At 50.2% G+C, this 15525-nt stretch carries 14 protein-coding genes; 9 read left to right on the top strand and 5 right to left on the bottom strand.

Going from position 1 to position 15525, the window contains the following annotated elements:
- Nucleotides 1-213: 213 nt before the first annotated feature.
- The 3 genes from ACJMNB_RS04860 (at nt 214) to ACJMNB_RS04850 (ending at nt 1371) form a co-directional block, all read left to right on the top strand.
- Nucleotides 214-351, top strand: coding sequence for a hypothetical protein (locus ACJMNB_RS04860; protein WP_405339550.1), 138 nt, complete (start codon nt 214-216; stop codon nt 349-351).
- Between the two features lie 163 nt (nt 352-514).
- Nucleotides 515-847: a type II toxin-antitoxin system RelB/DinJ family antitoxin gene (locus tag ACJMNB_RS04855; RefSeq protein ID WP_405339548.1), complete on the top strand. Its 333-nt coding sequence runs from the start codon at nt 515-517 to the stop codon at nt 845-847.
- The gene (locus tag ACJMNB_RS04850; RefSeq protein WP_405339546.1) at nt 844-1371 is read left to right on the top strand and encodes a putative toxin-antitoxin system toxin component, PIN family; all 528 of its coding nucleotides are present in this window, start codon (nt 844-846) and stop codon (nt 1369-1371) included. Before ACJMNB_RS04855 ends, ACJMNB_RS04850 begins: the two co-directional genes overlap by 4 nt.
- 88 nt (nt 1372-1459) lie before the next feature.
- Here the strand turns inward: ACJMNB_RS04850 and grpE are convergent, their stop codons facing one another.
- Nucleotides 1460-2125 (bottom strand): nucleotide exchange factor GrpE, encoded by a 666-nt coding sequence (gene grpE / locus ACJMNB_RS04845; RefSeq protein ID WP_405339544.1) that lies wholly within the window; start codon nt 2123-2125, stop codon nt 1460-1462.
- Nucleotides 2126-2358: 233 nt separating this feature from the next.
- Here grpE and ACJMNB_RS04840 point away from each other — a divergent pair, with 233 nt between their 5' ends.
- From ACJMNB_RS04840 to ACJMNB_RS04820, 5 genes are all read left to right on the top strand, one after another.
- Nucleotides 2359-2901: a hypothetical protein gene (locus tag ACJMNB_RS04840; protein WP_405339542.1), complete on the top strand. Its 543-nt coding sequence runs from the start codon at nt 2359-2361 to the stop codon at nt 2899-2901.
- Nucleotides 2902-3027: 126 nt separating this feature from the next.
- Nucleotides 3028-6456, top strand: coding sequence for an MFS transporter (locus ACJMNB_RS04835; RefSeq protein WP_405339540.1), 3429 nt, complete (start codon nt 3028-3030; stop codon nt 6454-6456).
- A 19-nt stretch (nt 6457-6475) separates the two neighbouring features.
- On the top strand, nt 6476-7444 hold the full coding sequence (locus ACJMNB_RS04830) for a hypothetical protein (RefSeq protein WP_405339538.1): 969 nt from the start codon (nt 6476-6478) through the stop codon (nt 7442-7444).
- Between the two features lie 124 nt (nt 7445-7568).
- The gene (locus tag ACJMNB_RS04825; protein WP_405339536.1) at nt 7569-9896 is read left to right on the top strand and encodes a T9SS type A sorting domain-containing protein; all 2328 of its coding nucleotides are present in this window, start codon (nt 7569-7571) and stop codon (nt 9894-9896) included.
- A gap of 157 nt (nt 9897-10053) precedes the next feature.
- Nucleotides 10054-12306 (top strand): DUF6055 domain-containing protein, encoded by a 2253-nt coding sequence (locus ACJMNB_RS04820; protein ID WP_405339534.1) that lies wholly within the window; start codon nt 10054-10056, stop codon nt 12304-12306.
- Nucleotides 12307-12404: 98 nt separating this feature from the next.
- Here the strand turns inward: ACJMNB_RS04820 and ACJMNB_RS04815 are convergent, their stop codons facing one another.
- The gene (locus tag ACJMNB_RS04815) at nt 12405-13790 is read right to left on the bottom strand and encodes a TrpB-like pyridoxal phosphate-dependent enzyme (RefSeq protein ID WP_405339532.1); all 1386 of its coding nucleotides are present in this window, start codon (nt 13788-13790) and stop codon (nt 12405-12407) included.
- A gap of 150 nt (nt 13791-13940) precedes the next feature.
- Between ACJMNB_RS04815 and ACJMNB_RS04810 the strand changes: the two genes are divergently transcribed.
- Nucleotides 13941-14108 carry a hypothetical protein gene (locus ACJMNB_RS04810; RefSeq protein WP_405339530.1) on the top strand — a complete coding sequence of 56 codons (168 nt, stop codon included), beginning with the start codon at nt 13941-13943 and terminating at the stop codon, nt 14106-14108.
- A gap of 85 nt (nt 14109-14193) precedes the next feature.
- Here the strand turns inward: ACJMNB_RS04810 and ACJMNB_RS04805 are convergent, their stop codons facing one another.
- Genes ACJMNB_RS04805 through ACJMNB_RS04795 form a run of 3 tightly spaced genes read right to left on the bottom strand, consistent with a single transcriptional unit; the run spans nt 14194 to nt 15357 of the window.
- Nucleotides 14194-14742 carry a methylated-DNA--[protein]-cysteine S-methyltransferase gene (locus tag ACJMNB_RS04805; protein WP_405339528.1) on the bottom strand — a complete coding sequence of 183 codons (549 nt, stop codon included), beginning with the start codon at nt 14740-14742 and terminating at the stop codon, nt 14194-14196.
- 22 nt (nt 14743-14764) lie between these two features.
- Nucleotides 14765-15052, bottom strand: a complete 288-nt coding sequence (locus ACJMNB_RS04800; protein WP_405339526.1) for a hypothetical protein — start codon at nt 15050-15052, stop codon at nt 14765-14767.
- 2 nt (nt 15053-15054) lie between these two features.
- Nucleotides 15055-15357 (bottom strand): type II toxin-antitoxin system RelE/ParE family toxin, encoded by a 303-nt coding sequence (locus ACJMNB_RS04795; protein WP_405339525.1) that lies wholly within the window; start codon nt 15355-15357, stop codon nt 15055-15057.
- Nucleotides 15358-15525 lie beyond the last annotated feature (168 nt).

Here is a 15525-nt window from a genome sequence, read left to right as displayed (position 1 = left end):
ATGAAACAATTTCAAGCGTAAAAAAGCCCCTTTTCGGGGCAAAAATGCTGTGTTTCAGAATTGAACGTCGCTTAAAGGGTGGGGGAGGCCCCCCCCCTGATTACAGCCCCGGCAAACAACAAATGTATGTCGTCTAGGCATTTTAAACATTCTTCCGTCTATTCTTGGATTTATTTTCGCTATATTAAATGCTTTCATAAATAAAGAAGATTCATGGGTGTTATTTCCGCTTATGTGGTGGTAATAGCTAATTGCCGCCGAACACAAGACTTCTTAGTAGAGGGTAAACGCTCCGCCGAGCAGAACGGCTGGATGATGACCGCCGATGTCCGCAAGAAATACGAGATCTAGATTTTAAATTTGGGTTCTTAAGGGCGAAGCCCTTAGGAGATGGGGAAGGCGAAGACTACAGGCTTTGCCGAGGGGGAGACATCCCCCTTTTTTGTATATTTTATGTTCTTTTAGGTTGCATTTCGGTTTGTTTTTATGTATATTATGTTCAAACGAGGTAAACATGTCACAGACTACGTTTAGCATTCGAATGGATTCTGACCTAAAAAAAGATTTCGACAAGCTTTGTGAAGAGTTTGGCATGTCGATGACGACGGCAATCAATGTCTTCGCCCGCGCCGTTGTACGCGAGAAAAGAATCCCGTTTGAAGTGTCGTCTGCGAGCGCTCCCGCCTATGCGGCTGATAGGCGCGCCATTTATAACGCAAACCCGGTCGCAAGCCACATGTCGGCAGTAATGCGCCAGCTTTCTGCCGAAGCGCAGCGTGCAGGAGCCTCCGATATGACTTTGGAAGAAATAAATGCCGAAATTGATGCCGCCAGGAGCGGTCAATGAAGCGGTATGCCGTTCTTGACACGAACGTCATTGTATCGGCCCTGCTGAAATGGAATTCCGTCCCCGGTGTTGTGCTGCAGGCGGTGTTCCACGGCATTGTTGTTCCTGTTTTCAATGACGAAATTCTGAACGAATATCGCAATGTCCTGAACAGGCCGAAATTCGGATTTTCTAAAGAACTGATTGCAGAAACTATATCACAGATTGAAACGTTGGGTATTCAAGAAAGCGTTTTGGAATCTATTGCAGTTGATATGCCCGATCCAAAGGATGTTGTCTTTTATTCAATCGCGCTTGCTCATGGCAGGACTGCCGAAACGCACTTGGTAACCGGAAATATCAAGCATTTCCCTGAAAATCCGATTGTCGTGACTCCTCGGCAAATGCTGGATATTCTTCTCAATGAAAATGAGCGGATGGTTACCGAACTCAAGTTGAAGCAAGCTATCGAAGAAGGCGAACGATCCGCCGAACAAAAAGGCTGGATGACAGTCCACGATGTCCGCAAAAAATACGAGGTCTAAACAAAACCCCGGCCCTCGTTACGGGAGGTCGGGAGTTTAATAGGGGAGTCGGGCGTGGGGGAGTTTGCCCTAAGTTTGCCGCAGGAGGTTACTTTCCGGAGGAGACAATCACCTTCGCGGTCTTCAGAATCTTGTTCTTGAGCTTGTAGCCCTTCTGGAACACGGTGACCACGTGGCCTTCGGGGATGGTTTCGCTGGGCTGCTGCATCAGGGCTTCGTGGCAGTTCGGGTCGAATTCGGCGCCGGTGGGGTCGATCTGTTCGAGGCCGGCATCGGTCAGAATCTTGGCGAACTGGTTGTAGATCATCTGCATGCCCTTTTCAAAGGCTTCCAGGTCCTTGGCCTTATTTTCGCTGGCGAAGGCACGTTCGAAGTTATCCTGAACTTCGGAAAGCTTTTCCAGGAGCTTGCCGTTGGCCGTTTCGATGAGTTCGAGCTGTTCCTTGGCGCTGCGGCGGCGGAAGTTGTCGAATTCGGCCATCAGGCGCAAGTTGCGGTCGTTGGCGGCAGCGAGTTCAGCCTTGAGCACGTCCTCGGCAGATTCGGTAGCCTGTTCTGCAGAAGATCCTTCGGCGTCGCTTGCGCTCTGCTCAGGATGACACTCCGAATCCGTAGCGTTTGCATCTGCCTGAGCTGCGTCAGCCTTGTTGGCTTCGGCTTCCATCTTCATGGCTTCTTCGGCGGCCTTGAGCACGTCCTGTTCAAATTTTGCCTTTTCTTCTGCGGTCGGTTCCTGATTCAAATCTTCAGCCATTATATATTAATCCTTTAAAATTTACCCGTCGGGGCATACGTTTTACACTTTTTGTGCTGAGAGCACTCTTTTCGAGCCCAAATTTAGCAAAATTCATGCCAAGCTTTAAGGGGTATTTTCCGTTTCAAATTGAAATCCTTTCAACACTTTTTTCTCGATTTTTCATAAAAAATGATCATACCTACAAAAAAATGTGTATTTTGTAAATAAAAGTTAAAACTACGAGGCGTTCTATGAATACCGAAAACCAAAATCGCGGTCCAAATCCGGCCCCTAATCCAGCCCAGATGAAGGCCGTCGGCCTCCGAATTTCCTTCATGATGGCTCTTTGGATGAGCTTTACGCTGAGCATTTTTGGTACCGCTACGGCAGAGCGCCCCGCCGGAATGCCCCTGGCTCCCATTATTATAGGCTGGTTTGGCAGTTTCTTGCTGAGTTTTATCGTTAGTTTCGGAATCGGTTTCGTAGTGCCCATGGGCAAGGTGAACGCCGCCCTTGGCCGAAAGTTCCATTTGCCGCCCCGCAAGGTAATCACCCACGCCATCGAAACCTTTGTCTCTAACCTGATTTATACTCCGCTGATGACGGCTGTCATGGTGACTTTTGCCTATTTCGTGCTCATGCCCCCTGACCACAAGCCGCCCTATTTGCCCATGTTCGTGGGCTCGCAAATCGCCTGTTTTATATTCGGCTATATCATGATTTTCATCGCCATGCCCTTTATTGCCAAAAAAGCCTTCAAATCGGCAGGCGTGGGCATGCCACCCAAGCAATAGTTAGTTAAATTTTTTATTACACGCCAACCTTTTAAATAGATTATTTCAGGTAATCCCTAGTGATATGAACTAGGGATTTTTTTAAATTTGACTTCAAAGTTTAATTCCCCTTTTAGAAGGTGACGTATGTGGAAAGCTAAGGGTGCAACCCGCTACTTTTTGTCAATACTTGCAATGACCTTTGTGCAAATGGGTGTGTTCATCTATGCACAGAAGATTTTGTCCGGTTCCTTCGTAAACGTAGAATCAGGACAGACATGGCAAGCATTCATGCTGCAAATCTTCTTCCTGGCACCCTATATTCTAATGGTGTTTTTTGCGGGACTCTTTACCAACAGGTTCTCCAAGAACAAGGTGCTGGCCTGGTCAGCTTTGGTAATGACGCTCTTTGTGATTGCCCAGGCGGTGCTGGTGACTTGCAGCTGCCCCCGCGTGGCCTTCTGGCTGTCCATCGGTCTTAGCTGCGGTTTTGCGGTACATAGCGCAGCCAAGTACGGCATCCTTAAAGAAATGTTCGGTGTCCGCAACCTAAGTTTCGCCAACGCCTTCTTGCAGATTTTTGGTCTGGCAGGCATTATTTGTGCCTCCTGGCTTGCAGTGGTGGGAGTGAACCTCATTAACCTGGAATCTCTCCAGTCCTATGCCGCCGTCCACCGTATCACCTCGGAATCCCTCGTGATTCCCTGGATTTTGGCTGGCGTTGGCGTCCTGGGTACCATTTCCAGTTTCCTGGTGCCCAAGGTCAAGTACGAAAACAAGAACCTCAACATTTCTAACGTGAAAAAGCATTTGAGCCTGGGCTGGCGAGTGCCCACGCTCCGTGCATCCATCATTGCCCTTTCCATGTTCTGGGCCTTGGCACAGGTGTTCGTACTGATGTTCCAAGATGTGTCCGGTTCCTATGCCATCGATACCATCCAGAATTACCTGGCCTTCGCAATCGCAGGCCTCATGGTAGGTTCCATTATTGCCGCTACCAAGTCCCGCGACTTTATCGAGACTGGCTTTATCCCCATGGGTATGATCGGCGTGTCCGTTTGCATGTTCCTGGTGCCGTTCTTTGTGCACCCGGTGGCCTTGGTGATTCTTTATTCCTTGACCGGCTTGTTCGGTGGCCTGTTCCTGGTGCCGGTGAACGCCTTGTTGCAATATAATACACGCCCCAACAACTCGGGCTCGGTGCTGGCCTTGGCCAATATGATCCAGGCAATCGTGCTGATTGTCTTCCTGTTCCTGTTCTCCATAATGGTCCATTACACCGACATCCGTCCGCAGCTCTACTTCTTAGGGCTCGCCATTATATCGCTGGTGGTGTTTGTCTGGACTATTTCCAACTTGCCCCAGGCATTGTTGCGCTCCCTGTTAAAGCTGGTATTTAACCGCTACCGCATTCGCGTGCTGGGCGTGCAGAACATTCCCAACGAAGGTCCGGTACTTTTGGTGGGTAACCACCACAGCTTTATCGACTGGGCCATGCTCCAGATGGCATCCCCCCGCGCCCTCTGCATTGCAAGCAACAAGGACCATTTTGAACGTTGGTACCTGCGCGCAGTGCTCAAGCGCCTCGGCATGATCCGCATCGACAACAACAACCCCAAGGACGCCATGGACAAGATCCATGAAGCCCTTTTGGCCGGCAAGGCCGTGGTGATGTTCCCCACGGGCGAAGTGTCCAAGTCCCCCCATGTGGAACCCTTCAATATCGATTACTCCTCGGCTGTTGACGAAACCGATGCCGTTGTCATTCCCTTCTATATTCAGGGTTTGTGGGGCTCCAACTACAGCTATAGCGGCTCCGACATGTACGGTGCCTCTTCTGACCGTTCCGTAACGGTGGCTTTCGGTGAAGCCATTCCGGCCAACACGCCTCCTAACGAGGTCCGAGCCATTATCCGAAAGATTTCCATTGACGCCTGGAACTATGCAGTGCGCTTCGTGCGCCCCATCGCCTCGTCCTGGATCCGTACCTGCAAGCGCTACGTGAAGCATGGTCCTGCCATTTATAATACCGACGGCGGCCACTTCTCGGGCTACAAGCTGATGGGTGCAGTCATGGCATTCCGTGGCCTTTTGAGGAAAAAACTGGAAAAGGACGAACAGAATATCGGTATCATGCTCCCGCCGAGCCCTGCCGGCGTCATCGTGAACCTGGTGCTTTGGGTCATGGGCAAGACCAACGTGAACCTGAACTACACCTCGTCTGTAGATAACGTCAAGTATTGCTGCGAAAAGGCCGATGTCAAGACGGTGATTTCTAGCCGACAGTTTATCCAAAAGCTGAAGGGCCGCGGAAGCGACTACTCTCAGGTAGCTTCTGACAAGGTTCGCATTTTGTACGCCGAAGACTTGATGAAGGAAATTCCGAAGGCCAAGATTGCGGCACTTCTGCTGACCAGCATTATCTTGCCGGCCTGGCTTATCTGCTTTATTTTCTGCAAGCGCATTAGCATTGACGATACAGCTGTCATCGTGTTCAGCTCGGGCTCCGAAGGCACTCCGAAGGGCGTTCTTCTGTCCCACCGCAACCTGATGGGCAACATCCAGCAGCTGGCCTGTATCTTGAACGTGAGCCGCGGTGACGTGATGCTTTCGGAACTTCCGCTGTTCCACAGCTTCGGCCTGACGGTGACAACCCTCTTGAACCTCACCGAAGGTTGCCCGATTGTGGCTGTGGCAGACCCCACCGACGTGAAGACCATGGCCCGCGTCTGCTCGGAATTCCATGTGACCATCATGATTGCGACCCCCACCTTCTTGCGCGCCTTTACGGTTAGCCGTTACGTGCATCCGTTGGTGTTCAAGTACGTACGCGTGATTATTGCCGGTGCCGAAGCCTTGCGCCCGGAACTTGCAACCGCATTCCGCCTGAAGTTCGGCAAGGAAATCTACGAAGGTTACGGCTGTACCGAAACGGCTCCGGTGGCATCGGTGAACACCGAAAACACCCTGCATAACGACTATATGACCATGCAGGTGAACAACAAGCCCGGTACCGTGGGCCCCGCACTTCCGGGAACCCAGTTCCTGATTGTGGACCCCGAAACCAATATTCCGCTGCCCACAGGCGAAGCCGGCATGATTTTGATTGGCGGTTGCCAGGTGATGCAGGGCTACCTGAAGGATCAGGAACGCACCGATGGCGTTATCGTCAAGATCGACGGCATCCGTTACTACCGCACCGGCGACAAGGGATACCTCGACGAAGACGGATTCCTTACCATCGTGGACCGCTACAGCCGTTTTGCAAAGCTGGGTGGCGAAATGGTGAGCTTGGGTGCCGTAGAAAAGAAGATCCAGGACACCCCGGTTCTGGAAGGTTGCGACTACCTGATTACGACCATACCCGACGCCGCCAAGGGCGAAAAGATCGTGCTCCTTTACCAGGGCGAAAAGGACCCGAAGCAGGTGCTTTCAGAACTCCGCGCCAGCGGTTTCCCGCCGATTATGTTGCCCGCCCTCGCATTTGCCGTCGAAAAAGTGCCGAAGCTGGGTACCGGCAAGGCCGACTTTACCACAGCAAAGAAGGTGGCCAAGGAACTGGCCGGAGTGAAGTAACACAAATTAAGAAGGGCCTATGACTGAAGAAAAAGAGATTCAAGGACTGACTCCAGTACGTACGGCACGTCTTGTTGCCTCGCTGTTTGCCCTGATGGGCATGGTTTTCCTGTTGCTTGAACGCACGCTTTCTGCAGTTCTACAAATGGCCTCCGATGGCGTCCAGTTGGGCCTTACCCGTTACGACAGCTTCACGGGCCGTATGGCATTGCAGAACTTTGCCGAAGACCGCCAGCTATACAAGTTGCTCCAGGACGTTCAAGAATTGTTACCCTCGGCAGATGTCGCCCTGACATTTTTACTGTTTATCGCAATAGTTTTGTTGGCAATATCCCTGGTAGGGCTTGCCCTGCCCAAGCTTTTTGTGCATATCTTGGTGGCCATCAAGCTCCTGAAATGGGAATCCGACAGTAACGAAGAAGAAGACGGAGAAGCGTCTTTCCGCGAAATCCTGACCAACATAGGGGAGATTCCCCTGAAGAAATTGGCAATACCCTTTGCCGTAATACTTGTGATTATTGTGGGCATTTTCGGAATCCGCAGCTGCCACGAATCCTCCAAGCAAGCTTCCGTGGAATCTGCCGTCGAAGAACTGCAACAGCAGGCCCTTACTTATATCAAGGCCCAAAAGGCCTATTTTGGCAAAACCAAGACGGTCGGAAACGCAAAGGCGCTGCAGCTGGCGGACACTTCTTCTACAGACTACTTTGAATACAAGATTTCTGGTTCCAGGTTTACCGCAATTTCCAGGGTTCCCCTCGAAAATTGCCCGGCAGGCACCAAATGGAGTGTTTATTCCGAGGCAAAGGGCGTATTTACCAAGGAAATCGCCCTTTACAGGCAACCGCCCAAGAATTCAGCCTGTATCAACCTTACTCCTAATTTCAAGAACCTGGGCCGCCCCGAAAAAGGCAAGAAGAGCGAGGACGCCAAGGCTAACGATCAAAAATCCAAGGATTCGACAGCCAAGGCCCCTGCAAAGAAATAATTCGGCCTGTTGAACAAGACACACCGATGCTTTGTTCAAATTTATACACATAAATCCCATTCTCTAAAAAGAGCGTATATTTAAGAATAGACGCCCGGGTTGGGTGTTGTTTGGGAAGTATTGTATGAATAAACACTTTGGTATGAAAAATCATGCCGTTTTTAGGGCTGGGATCGTCTTGGCAATGGGTGCAAACGCCTCTTTTGCCGCTTTGGAGTGGGTTCCCCAATGCGCTAGTAACGGTTTTACTCAAATCGCCGAATCGGCCCATTTCGAGGTTTGCAAGAAACCTACCACAGATGATGGCCAGGCGAACAACGTCACCATCAGTACCGCAGACGCTCAGGCCGCCATTGACGAACTAGAAAACGTATTCTCGTTCTATACGGATTCTCTGGGATGGATGTTGCCGTTCCCCAAAAGCCCCGAAAAAAAGCTCAAGAGCAACGTTTACGTGTACGACAATTCCGTCATGGCCGCCCTTTACGGCGGGCAGGACTACGTGAAAGACTTGAACGGAGAATACGGGCCGGGCATGTGGATTGGAGTCGGGTCGCTCAAGGACCGCTGGGGCATGGCCCACGAATTCGCCCACGGCTTGCAGGGGGTGGCCGGCTGGCTCGGCAACAACAGTCATACGGGCTGGATGGCGGAATCCCATGCGAACTGGATGGCCCACCAGTACATTTCGGAAGATGCCCATTATTGCTCCGAGGCCCTGATTAATTTTTCGTACCTGTATTACGGCTCTACGCGCGACCGCTATTGCAACTGGCAATTCCTGGAACACCTGAAAGAAGAATTCGGTGGCGGAAACCAGGGGGCAGCCAAGGTAAACCGCATTTGGATGGAATCCATTCGCGACGGGGAAGATGGCCGTATGGAACAGACGCCCTTTACCGCCATGATGAAAGTTTACGGCTGGACGCTAGAACAACTGAACGATGAATTCGGCAAGTTCGCCATGAAGAACGCGACGCTCGAGTATGCTCCCGCGAAAAAGGCTCTCTATAAGAAAACCTGGGGCGATTATGAATTTGCCACCCGTCGCGACGCCTCGGGTTGGGGAGACATGTATCGCAGGCATCCGCGTGTAACGATGCTGAACAAGATGGAATGCGCGGCGGGCGAGAAATGCGCGGACCGCTACATTTCGCCGAGTTATTGGGCTCCACAGCGCTGGGGGTACAACCTGGTGCGAATCTATCCGGATTCCGCCGGAAAAGTCACGGTCAAGTTCCGCGGCATTGTGCAAGAAAAGCCCACGGTCCAGGGCTACACCTGTTTTGGCGACAATACGGACTACTACAAGGGCAAAACCTACAAATGGTGCAACTACGCACCAGATGCCTTGCCGGATCCCGCTTCGGGCTGGACGGTGGGCCTCGTTGCAGAAGGTTCCGACGGAACACCCCGTTACAGCGAAATGAAACACGGAACCGGATTCAATCTGGAAATTGAAACAAAGGCAAGCGACAAGGCGTTGTGGCTTGCCGTAACGGCCACCCCCACCGAAATGCAGACGATTTTGTGGGATCAATTCTACTATAGTATTTACCGCTACCCATACATGATCGAAGTCGTAAACGGGGCACCCGAAGGCTACAATAAGGATTTCTGGAAGCCCGCCAATGCGAACAGTTACAGCAAGCACAGTAACGGGGGAGGCCTCGTGAGCTCCAAGGCGAAAGTGGCCGCCACCGCCTACGTAGGGCCCGATGCCGTCGTGAACGGCGGAACAGTTTCTGGCAACGCCCGCATCGAAGATTTTGCAGTCGTAAACGGCGGCACCATCGGCGACAATGCGATTGTGCGCGGGCGAGCGCTCGTAAGCGCCGGCACCATAGCAGATGATGCCGTTCTCGAAGAAGACGCTTGGCTCGTAAACGGAACGATTAGCGGAAAAGCGAAAGTCGGCGCACTCTCGATTATTGCGGGCAACACCACAGTAACAGACAACGCTCAAGTCTACGGCATCATGTGGGCTGTCACCGACAAAAAAATGAGCGGCACCGCCCAACTCAGGGGAGACTTGGAAAACAACTTCACCAAGGAAATTTCCAAGGGCGTATTCTACGGTATGGTTGACGACGGAATGCTGAGTAACGCTAATTATGGCGCAAATTTAACGACTCCGCCCACCGACGCAACCGCCAGCATCGAAAACGCCCAATGGTACGCCGTCAAGGACGATTCTACAAGTTCAGTCACCCTTATCGATTCTCACCGCAAAATCAATCATGAAATCGTCATTCACAAAACAGCCGACAAATTGCACTTTGCGCTTCCGCACGACACACACCGTATTACAATTACAGATATTCACGGTCACACTCTTATACAGCGGAATGGCAAAGCGACTACGTTGTCTATAACGAATCTTCCGCAAGGAATTTATTACGTTATCGTAAGAACAGGAACGGGCAACTTTACCAAACGATTTATAAAATAGCACAAATAAATTAAAATATTGATAAGGTCATCTTTCGTAAGATGGCCTTTATTTTATTTTGATTATGCAAAACTTGTCTTTAATCATTTAAGTACAAAATAGATTATTTTCCTTCTATTCCCTTTGGGAATGGTCCCTTGAGGGAATAGGAGTCATTATGAAAAAATCTATTGCGATGGGAATCGCACTTTTAAGCGGCCTCGCGTGCGCAGAGGCTGTAACTTGGGAATCGACCTGTGTAAGAAACGGGCATAGACTGATCGCATCTTCAGAGCATTTTGAGATTTGCCGAAAAGCCTATAATAACGACGGAACACCCAATAACCTCGGCATGTATACTAGCGAAGCAAGAGAAGCGTTGGATATTCTTGAAGATATTTTCAAGTTTTATCACGATTCATTGGAATGGTATCTACCTCAGCCAAGCAGCCCAAATCGTAAGGTAAAATCCGTCGTCTATGTATTCAATGACGACAAAATTGAATCGCCCGTAGGCGGAGACCATTATGACGCATGCATCAATAAAGAATGTTCACCGGGCATTTGGCTTGGCAAATCTAGTTTGAGAAGCCGTTCAACGCTTGCGCATGAATATGCCCACGGCTTACAGAGTTATTCAGGCTGGCTAGGCAGTAACGCTTACACCAATTGGTTTGCCGAATCTCATGCAAATTGGATGGCGCATCAATTCGTACCAGAAGAAGTCATTGGATGCACGGAATATGTGATCAATTTCCCTTATTTGTACTATGGTTCTACACGTTCCCGTTATTGTAACTGGCATTTCCTGGAACATTTAAAAGAAAAATTTGGCGGCGGATTAAAAGGAGCCAAGGAAGTAAACCGCATATGGATAGAATCTCTTCGTGATGGGCAAGAAGGCCGAATGGAGCAGACTCCATTTACAGCAATGGAAATGGTTTACGGCTGGCCGCTTGATACGCTAAACAATGAATTCGGCCGTTTCGCCATGAAACAAGCAACATACGAATACGAACCAGCCAAAAAGGCGATGTTTAGTGAAGCCTGGGGCGGCTATGATTTTTCAACACGCCGTGGAGAAGGCTTTGGTTACCCCTATAGCGGTCATGGTCGTGTCACGATGATGAACCTGCTCGATTCTGTGGACAACCGCTACATTTCGCCAAGCTATTGGGCACCGCAACGCTGGGGCTATAACCTGGTTCGTATTTATCCTGATACTGTCGGCCGCGTAAAAGTCAAGTTCCGAGGCATTGTGCAAGAAGAAAAAACAATTGAAGGTTACTCTTGTTTTGGCGACCAGCACGATTATCATTTAGGAAAATCATACGATTGGTGCAATCTTTCACCGGACTTTGTGCCTAATGCGGCATCGGGTTGGAGAGTTGGCCTAGTGGCCGAAGGTGCCGATGGCACTCCGCGTTATAGCGAAATGAAACGCGGTACTGCATTCAATCTCGATATCGAAACCAGGGCCGACGATAAGGCTTTGTGGCTCGTTGTTGCCGCAACCCCATCAGAAATGCAATCAATCATGTGGGATCAGTTCTATTACAGTCTTTATCGATTCCCATATATGATTCAGGTCAATAACGGAAAGCCCGAAGGTTACAACAAAAACTTCTGGGTGCCTGCCGATACAAGCAACTATACAAGACATCATAATGGCGGTGGCCTGGTAAGCAACAACGCTTATGTGGCCCCCTCTGTTTATGTTGGCCCCAATGCCGTAGTAAAAGGCGGAAGGGTTTCTGGCAATGTCCAAATTCAAGATTTTGCCGTTGTCGAAAACGGTTCCATTTCCGGGAACGCAATTATTCGTGGCCGCGCCTTGGTAACAGATGGCACCATCAAAGACAATGCAATCCTTGAAGAAGACGCCTGGCTGGTAAGCGGAACGCTAAGCGGAAACGCAAAGGTCGGGGCCCTTTCGGTCATTTGGAGTACGACAGTCGAGGATTACGCTCAAGTTTATGGTGTAATGTGGCCTGTTGTGAGCAGCACTGTTGGCGGCACGGCACAATTGCGCGGTGACTTGGAAACCACATTCTCCTCAGAACTCCAAAGTGGCGTTTACTACGGCCTGGTTGACGAGAAAATGCTGAACCAAGATGGTTATGGCGCAAACCGTACGGAACCCATGGTAGAAGTAACCGCCAGCATCGAAGATGCAAAATGGTACAGGATTTACGAAGATTACTACAGAGTGCAAAAGCCCGTAGTCGCTTCCATTACGCCTACACAAGACATCGGCTTGAAGGCAACGGACGAAAGCTTCCATGTCTTTAACCTGACAGGCAAACGCCTCGGTACAGTCAATATGGCCAAGGGAGCATCGTTGAACGAAACGCTCCGTGCCGCAGGTTACAAGAATGGCGTGTACATCGTGCGGAACAAGAGCAACATGACTCGCGTCAACGTTCGCTAAACAACCTTTAATGCATAAAAGAAAAGCCTCGGATTAAATCCGGGGCTTTTAAATTTGTAATGAGATGGCGGATCAAGTCCGCCATGACAAATGGCTAATTAGCCATCGACTTTCGGAAGCTGAGCGAGGCTCTTGGCGATGTCTTCATCCGTCGGGATGTAGTCATTCATTTCGCCGTCGTTGAACTTCTGGTAGGCAACCATGTCGAAGTAACCCGTACCGGTGAGGCCGAACACGATGTTCTTGGCCTGGCCAGATTCCTTGCACTTGAGGGCTTCGTCGATGGTAGCACGGATAGCGTGGCTGGATTCCGGAGCCGGGAGAATGCCTTCGGTCTGAGCGAAGAGCTTGGCGGCTTCGAACACCTTGGTCTGTTCCACAGACGTTGCACGCATGAGGCCCTGATCGTAGAGTTCAGAGAGGATGCTGCTCATGCCGTGGTAGCGCAGGCCACCAGCGTGGTTGGCAGACGGAATGAAGCTGGAGCCGAGAGTGTACATCTTGGCCAGCGGGCAAACCTTACCGGTATCGCAGAAGTCGTAGGCATACTTACCGCGAGTGAAGCTCGGGCAGCTTGCCGGTTCCACAGCGAGAATATCGTAGTCGGCTTCGCCACGGAGCTTTTCACCGATGAAGGGGCTCACGAGACCACCGAGGTTAGAACCACCGCCAGCGCAACCGATGATGAGGTCGGCCTTCACGCCAAGCTTGTCGAGAGCAGCCTTGGTTTCAAGACCAATCACGGACTGGTGGAGGAGCACCTGGTTCAGCACGGAACCGAGAACGTAGCGGTAACCCGGCTGCTTCACGGCGGCTTCAACGGCTTCAGAAATTGCGCAACCAAGGCTACCAGTGGTGCCCGGGAATTCAGCGTTAATCTTCTTACCGATTTCGGTGTTCATAGAAGGAGACGGAGTCACAGATGCACCGTAGGTGCGCATCACTTCGCGGCGGAAGGGCTTCTGTTCGTAAGAAACCTTCACCATGTAAACCTGGCAGTCCAGTCCGAAGAAGGCGCTGGACATGGAAAGAGCGGTGCCCCACTGGCCTGCACCCGTTTCAGTCGTCACACCCTTGAGGCCCTGTTTCTTGGCGTAGTAAGCCTGAGCGATAGCGGAGTTGAGCTTGTGAGAACCCGAGGTGTTGTTGCCTTCGAACTTGTAGTAGATGTGTGCCGGAGTGCCGAGAGCCTGTTCGAGGAAGTAAGCGCGAACGAGCGGAGACGGACGGTACATCTTGTAGAAAGTGCGGATATCTTCAGGGATTTCGATGTACGGAGTGTCGTTATCGAGTTCCTGCTTGATGAGTTCGTCGCAGAAAACCGGCTGAAGGTCTTCGAAAGTCACCGGCTTGCCGGTACCCGGGTTCAGGAGCGGAGCGGGCTTCTTTTTCATGTCGGCACGGACGTTGTACCATGCCTTCGGGAGTTCGTCTTCTTTAAGATAAGTCTTGACCTGACCTTCGATTTTGAGCGAGTTTCTCATAGTTTTTCCTTTTTTGCGGTCCGCCATGGGCGCAACCAAATTTTGCTCTAACAATATAAAAAAAACGAGAGTCGCCCAAAGACGTTGTTCTCGCCAAGTAGTTTAATTTGGAATAGTTGACAGATAAAATTTTTTTAGTAAATTCAAAGTATGGCTATCAATCATAACCTATTTACTGGGCAGACGGAACTGGCAGGGGAGGTCCGCGTGTCGCATGTTGGCGAGGGAGTAAAACCGCTCCCGGTCCACAGCGGTAAAAAATTTATTCGACTGCACCCGCTACGCCGTAAGCCTAAAGCCTCGACGACGGGCAAATAAGCCTTTAGTTGAAAACACCTCGGGAAACCGGGGTGTTTTTTACAAATTATGAAAAATGTCTGTTGCCAAAGTTCGGCAAGAAAGCTTATTCAAGCAATAGTTCCTGCGGGATTGCGCCCTCTATAACGAGGAGCCTGCGCTTGAGATCGAGCCCCAGGGCGTAGCCGACCAGGCTTCCGCCCTTGCCCACAACGCGATGGCAGGGGAGGATCAGCTGTAACGGGTTCGCGCTGAGGGCGGCGCCCACGGCACGTGTGGCGCGGGGCTCTCCGACCGCTTCGGCCACCTGCTGGTATGTCCGCGTTTCCCCGTAAGGAATCTGCGTAATGGCATCCCAGACTTTCTTCTGGAAATCGGTGCCGTAAATCTTGAGCGGGAGCGAAAATTCGTGAAGCTTTCCGGCCAGGTACAGGTTCAACTGCTGAACCGCTTTACGGTAGGCGCGTGCCACCGTCGAAGAAAGTTCATGGACCGCATCGGGCTCTGCATAGGCGCAGGCCTGAACCGCACTAGGGGCAGCCTCTTCGCCAGTATAGCGCAAACTGCACAACTTGGATTTTTCGAACACAAAAGTCCACTCGCCCCACAAATTGCGATGCGCCACCGTTGTGAATCTAGAATCCGAGAAGTTCATGACTTTAATATATAAAATCTTTTTAAATCTTCATCAGATTGGCAAGAATTAATCCGTTTTTGCGGGCGTAAGAGATGAAATCTTTTTCTTCTTTCGTGACCCGCATCTGGATTTTTAAAGGTTGAGAAAATTTCGGTTTTCGACCGGCGTTTTCCCTTGCTCCGCCATGACCAAATTCCTTCTCGTAGTAAGCGAGCCCCGAAGCTTTCAGGTAAGCCTTTTCCGAGATGATTTTTTCACCCTTGCAAACTTCTGACTTCAGTTTCTTGGAAACATAACCTTCTGAATCCTTGACATATACATACTGCATGGTTATACCTCTTTCAGCCTTTGCTTAGCAAGTTTGATTTTATCCTTTGGCGTCTTTTGACTTTTCTTGACGAACACTACGCCAATGATTATGATTCTGCCTTCTTGATACTTAAACAGAGAACGCAATTCCTTTGATTTAATCTCAAAAATTTTGTTTTGCAGATGTTTGACACGAACATATTCGATGCCCTTTGTTGCAATCAGATTGTATTCTGATTTCAACAGGTCCTGTTGTTCTTGCGGCAGTTCTGCAATTTCTCGATTTACGGCATCAAGTTTTACAACCTTGAATGTACTTTCCATAATATACTTTTTTATCTTGAATATGTCAACATAATCAAGTTTTTTGTTTTCGGGAATGCCCCCGTTGGGCAAATAGGGACTGTCCCTATCTTTATATATACACGCTGATTTTGAGCGGTTTATACCGACTATGAAAGTAAAATGTTTTTTATAAACGGAGCGGGGGAT

Origin of the sequence: Fibrobacter sp. (assembly GCF_045131395.1) — a bacterium.
In the GTDB taxonomy this organism is placed as follows: Bacteria; Fibrobacterota; Fibrobacteria; order Fibrobacterales; family Fibrobacteraceae; genus Fibrobacter.
Note: the sequence above shows the minus strand (reverse complement) of the source record. Positions and strands in the feature narration are given on the sequence as shown.

What these genes read in the sequence shown, in the direction of transcription:
- ACJMNB_RS04810 (WP_405339530.1), top strand. Translation starts at nt 13,941, where the DNA reads ATGGCTATCAATCATAACCTATTTACTGGGCAGACGGAACTGGCAGGG.
- ACJMNB_RS04820 (WP_405339534.1), top strand. Translation starts at nt 10,054, where the DNA reads ATGAAAAAATCTATTGCGATGGGAATCGCACTTTTAAGCGGCCTCGCG.
- ACJMNB_RS04800 (WP_405339526.1), bottom strand. Translation starts at nt 15,052, where the DNA reads ATGCAGTATGTATATGTCAAGGATTCAGAAGGTTATGTTTCCAAGAAA.
- ACJMNB_RS04830 (WP_405339538.1), top strand. Translation starts at nt 6,476, where the DNA reads ATGACTGAAGAAAAAGAGATTCAAGGACTGACTCCAGTACGTACGGCA.
- ACJMNB_RS04860 (WP_405339550.1), top strand. Translation starts at nt 214, where the DNA reads ATGGGTGTTATTTCCGCTTATGTGGTGGTAATAGCTAATTGCCGCCGA.
- ACJMNB_RS04805 (WP_405339528.1), bottom strand. Translation starts at nt 14,742, where the DNA reads ATGAACTTCTCGGATTCTAGATTCACAACGGTGGCGCATCGCAATTTG.
- ACJMNB_RS04840 (WP_405339542.1), top strand. Translation starts at nt 2,359, where the DNA reads ATGAATACCGAAAACCAAAATCGCGGTCCAAATCCGGCCCCTAATCCA.
- ACJMNB_RS04835 (WP_405339540.1), top strand. Translation starts at nt 3,028, where the DNA reads ATGTGGAAAGCTAAGGGTGCAACCCGCTACTTTTTGTCAATACTTGCA.
- grpE (WP_405339544.1), bottom strand. Translation starts at nt 2,125, where the DNA reads ATGGCTGAAGATTTGAATCAGGAACCGACCGCAGAAGAAAAGGCAAAA.
- ACJMNB_RS04795 (WP_405339525.1), bottom strand. Translation starts at nt 15,357, where the DNA reads ATGGAAAGTACATTCAAGGTTGTAAAACTTGATGCCGTAAATCGAGAA.
- ACJMNB_RS04825 (WP_405339536.1), top strand. Translation starts at nt 7,569, where the DNA reads ATGAATAAACACTTTGGTATGAAAAATCATGCCGTTTTTAGGGCTGGG.
- ACJMNB_RS04850 (WP_405339546.1), top strand. Translation starts at nt 844, where the DNA reads ATGAAGCGGTATGCCGTTCTTGACACGAACGTCATTGTATCGGCCCTG.
- ACJMNB_RS04855 (WP_405339548.1), top strand. Translation starts at nt 515, where the DNA reads ATGTCACAGACTACGTTTAGCATTCGAATGGATTCTGACCTAAAAAAA.
- ACJMNB_RS04815 (WP_405339532.1), bottom strand. Translation starts at nt 13,790, where the DNA reads ATGAGAAACTCGCTCAAAATCGAAGGTCAGGTCAAGACTTATCTTAAA.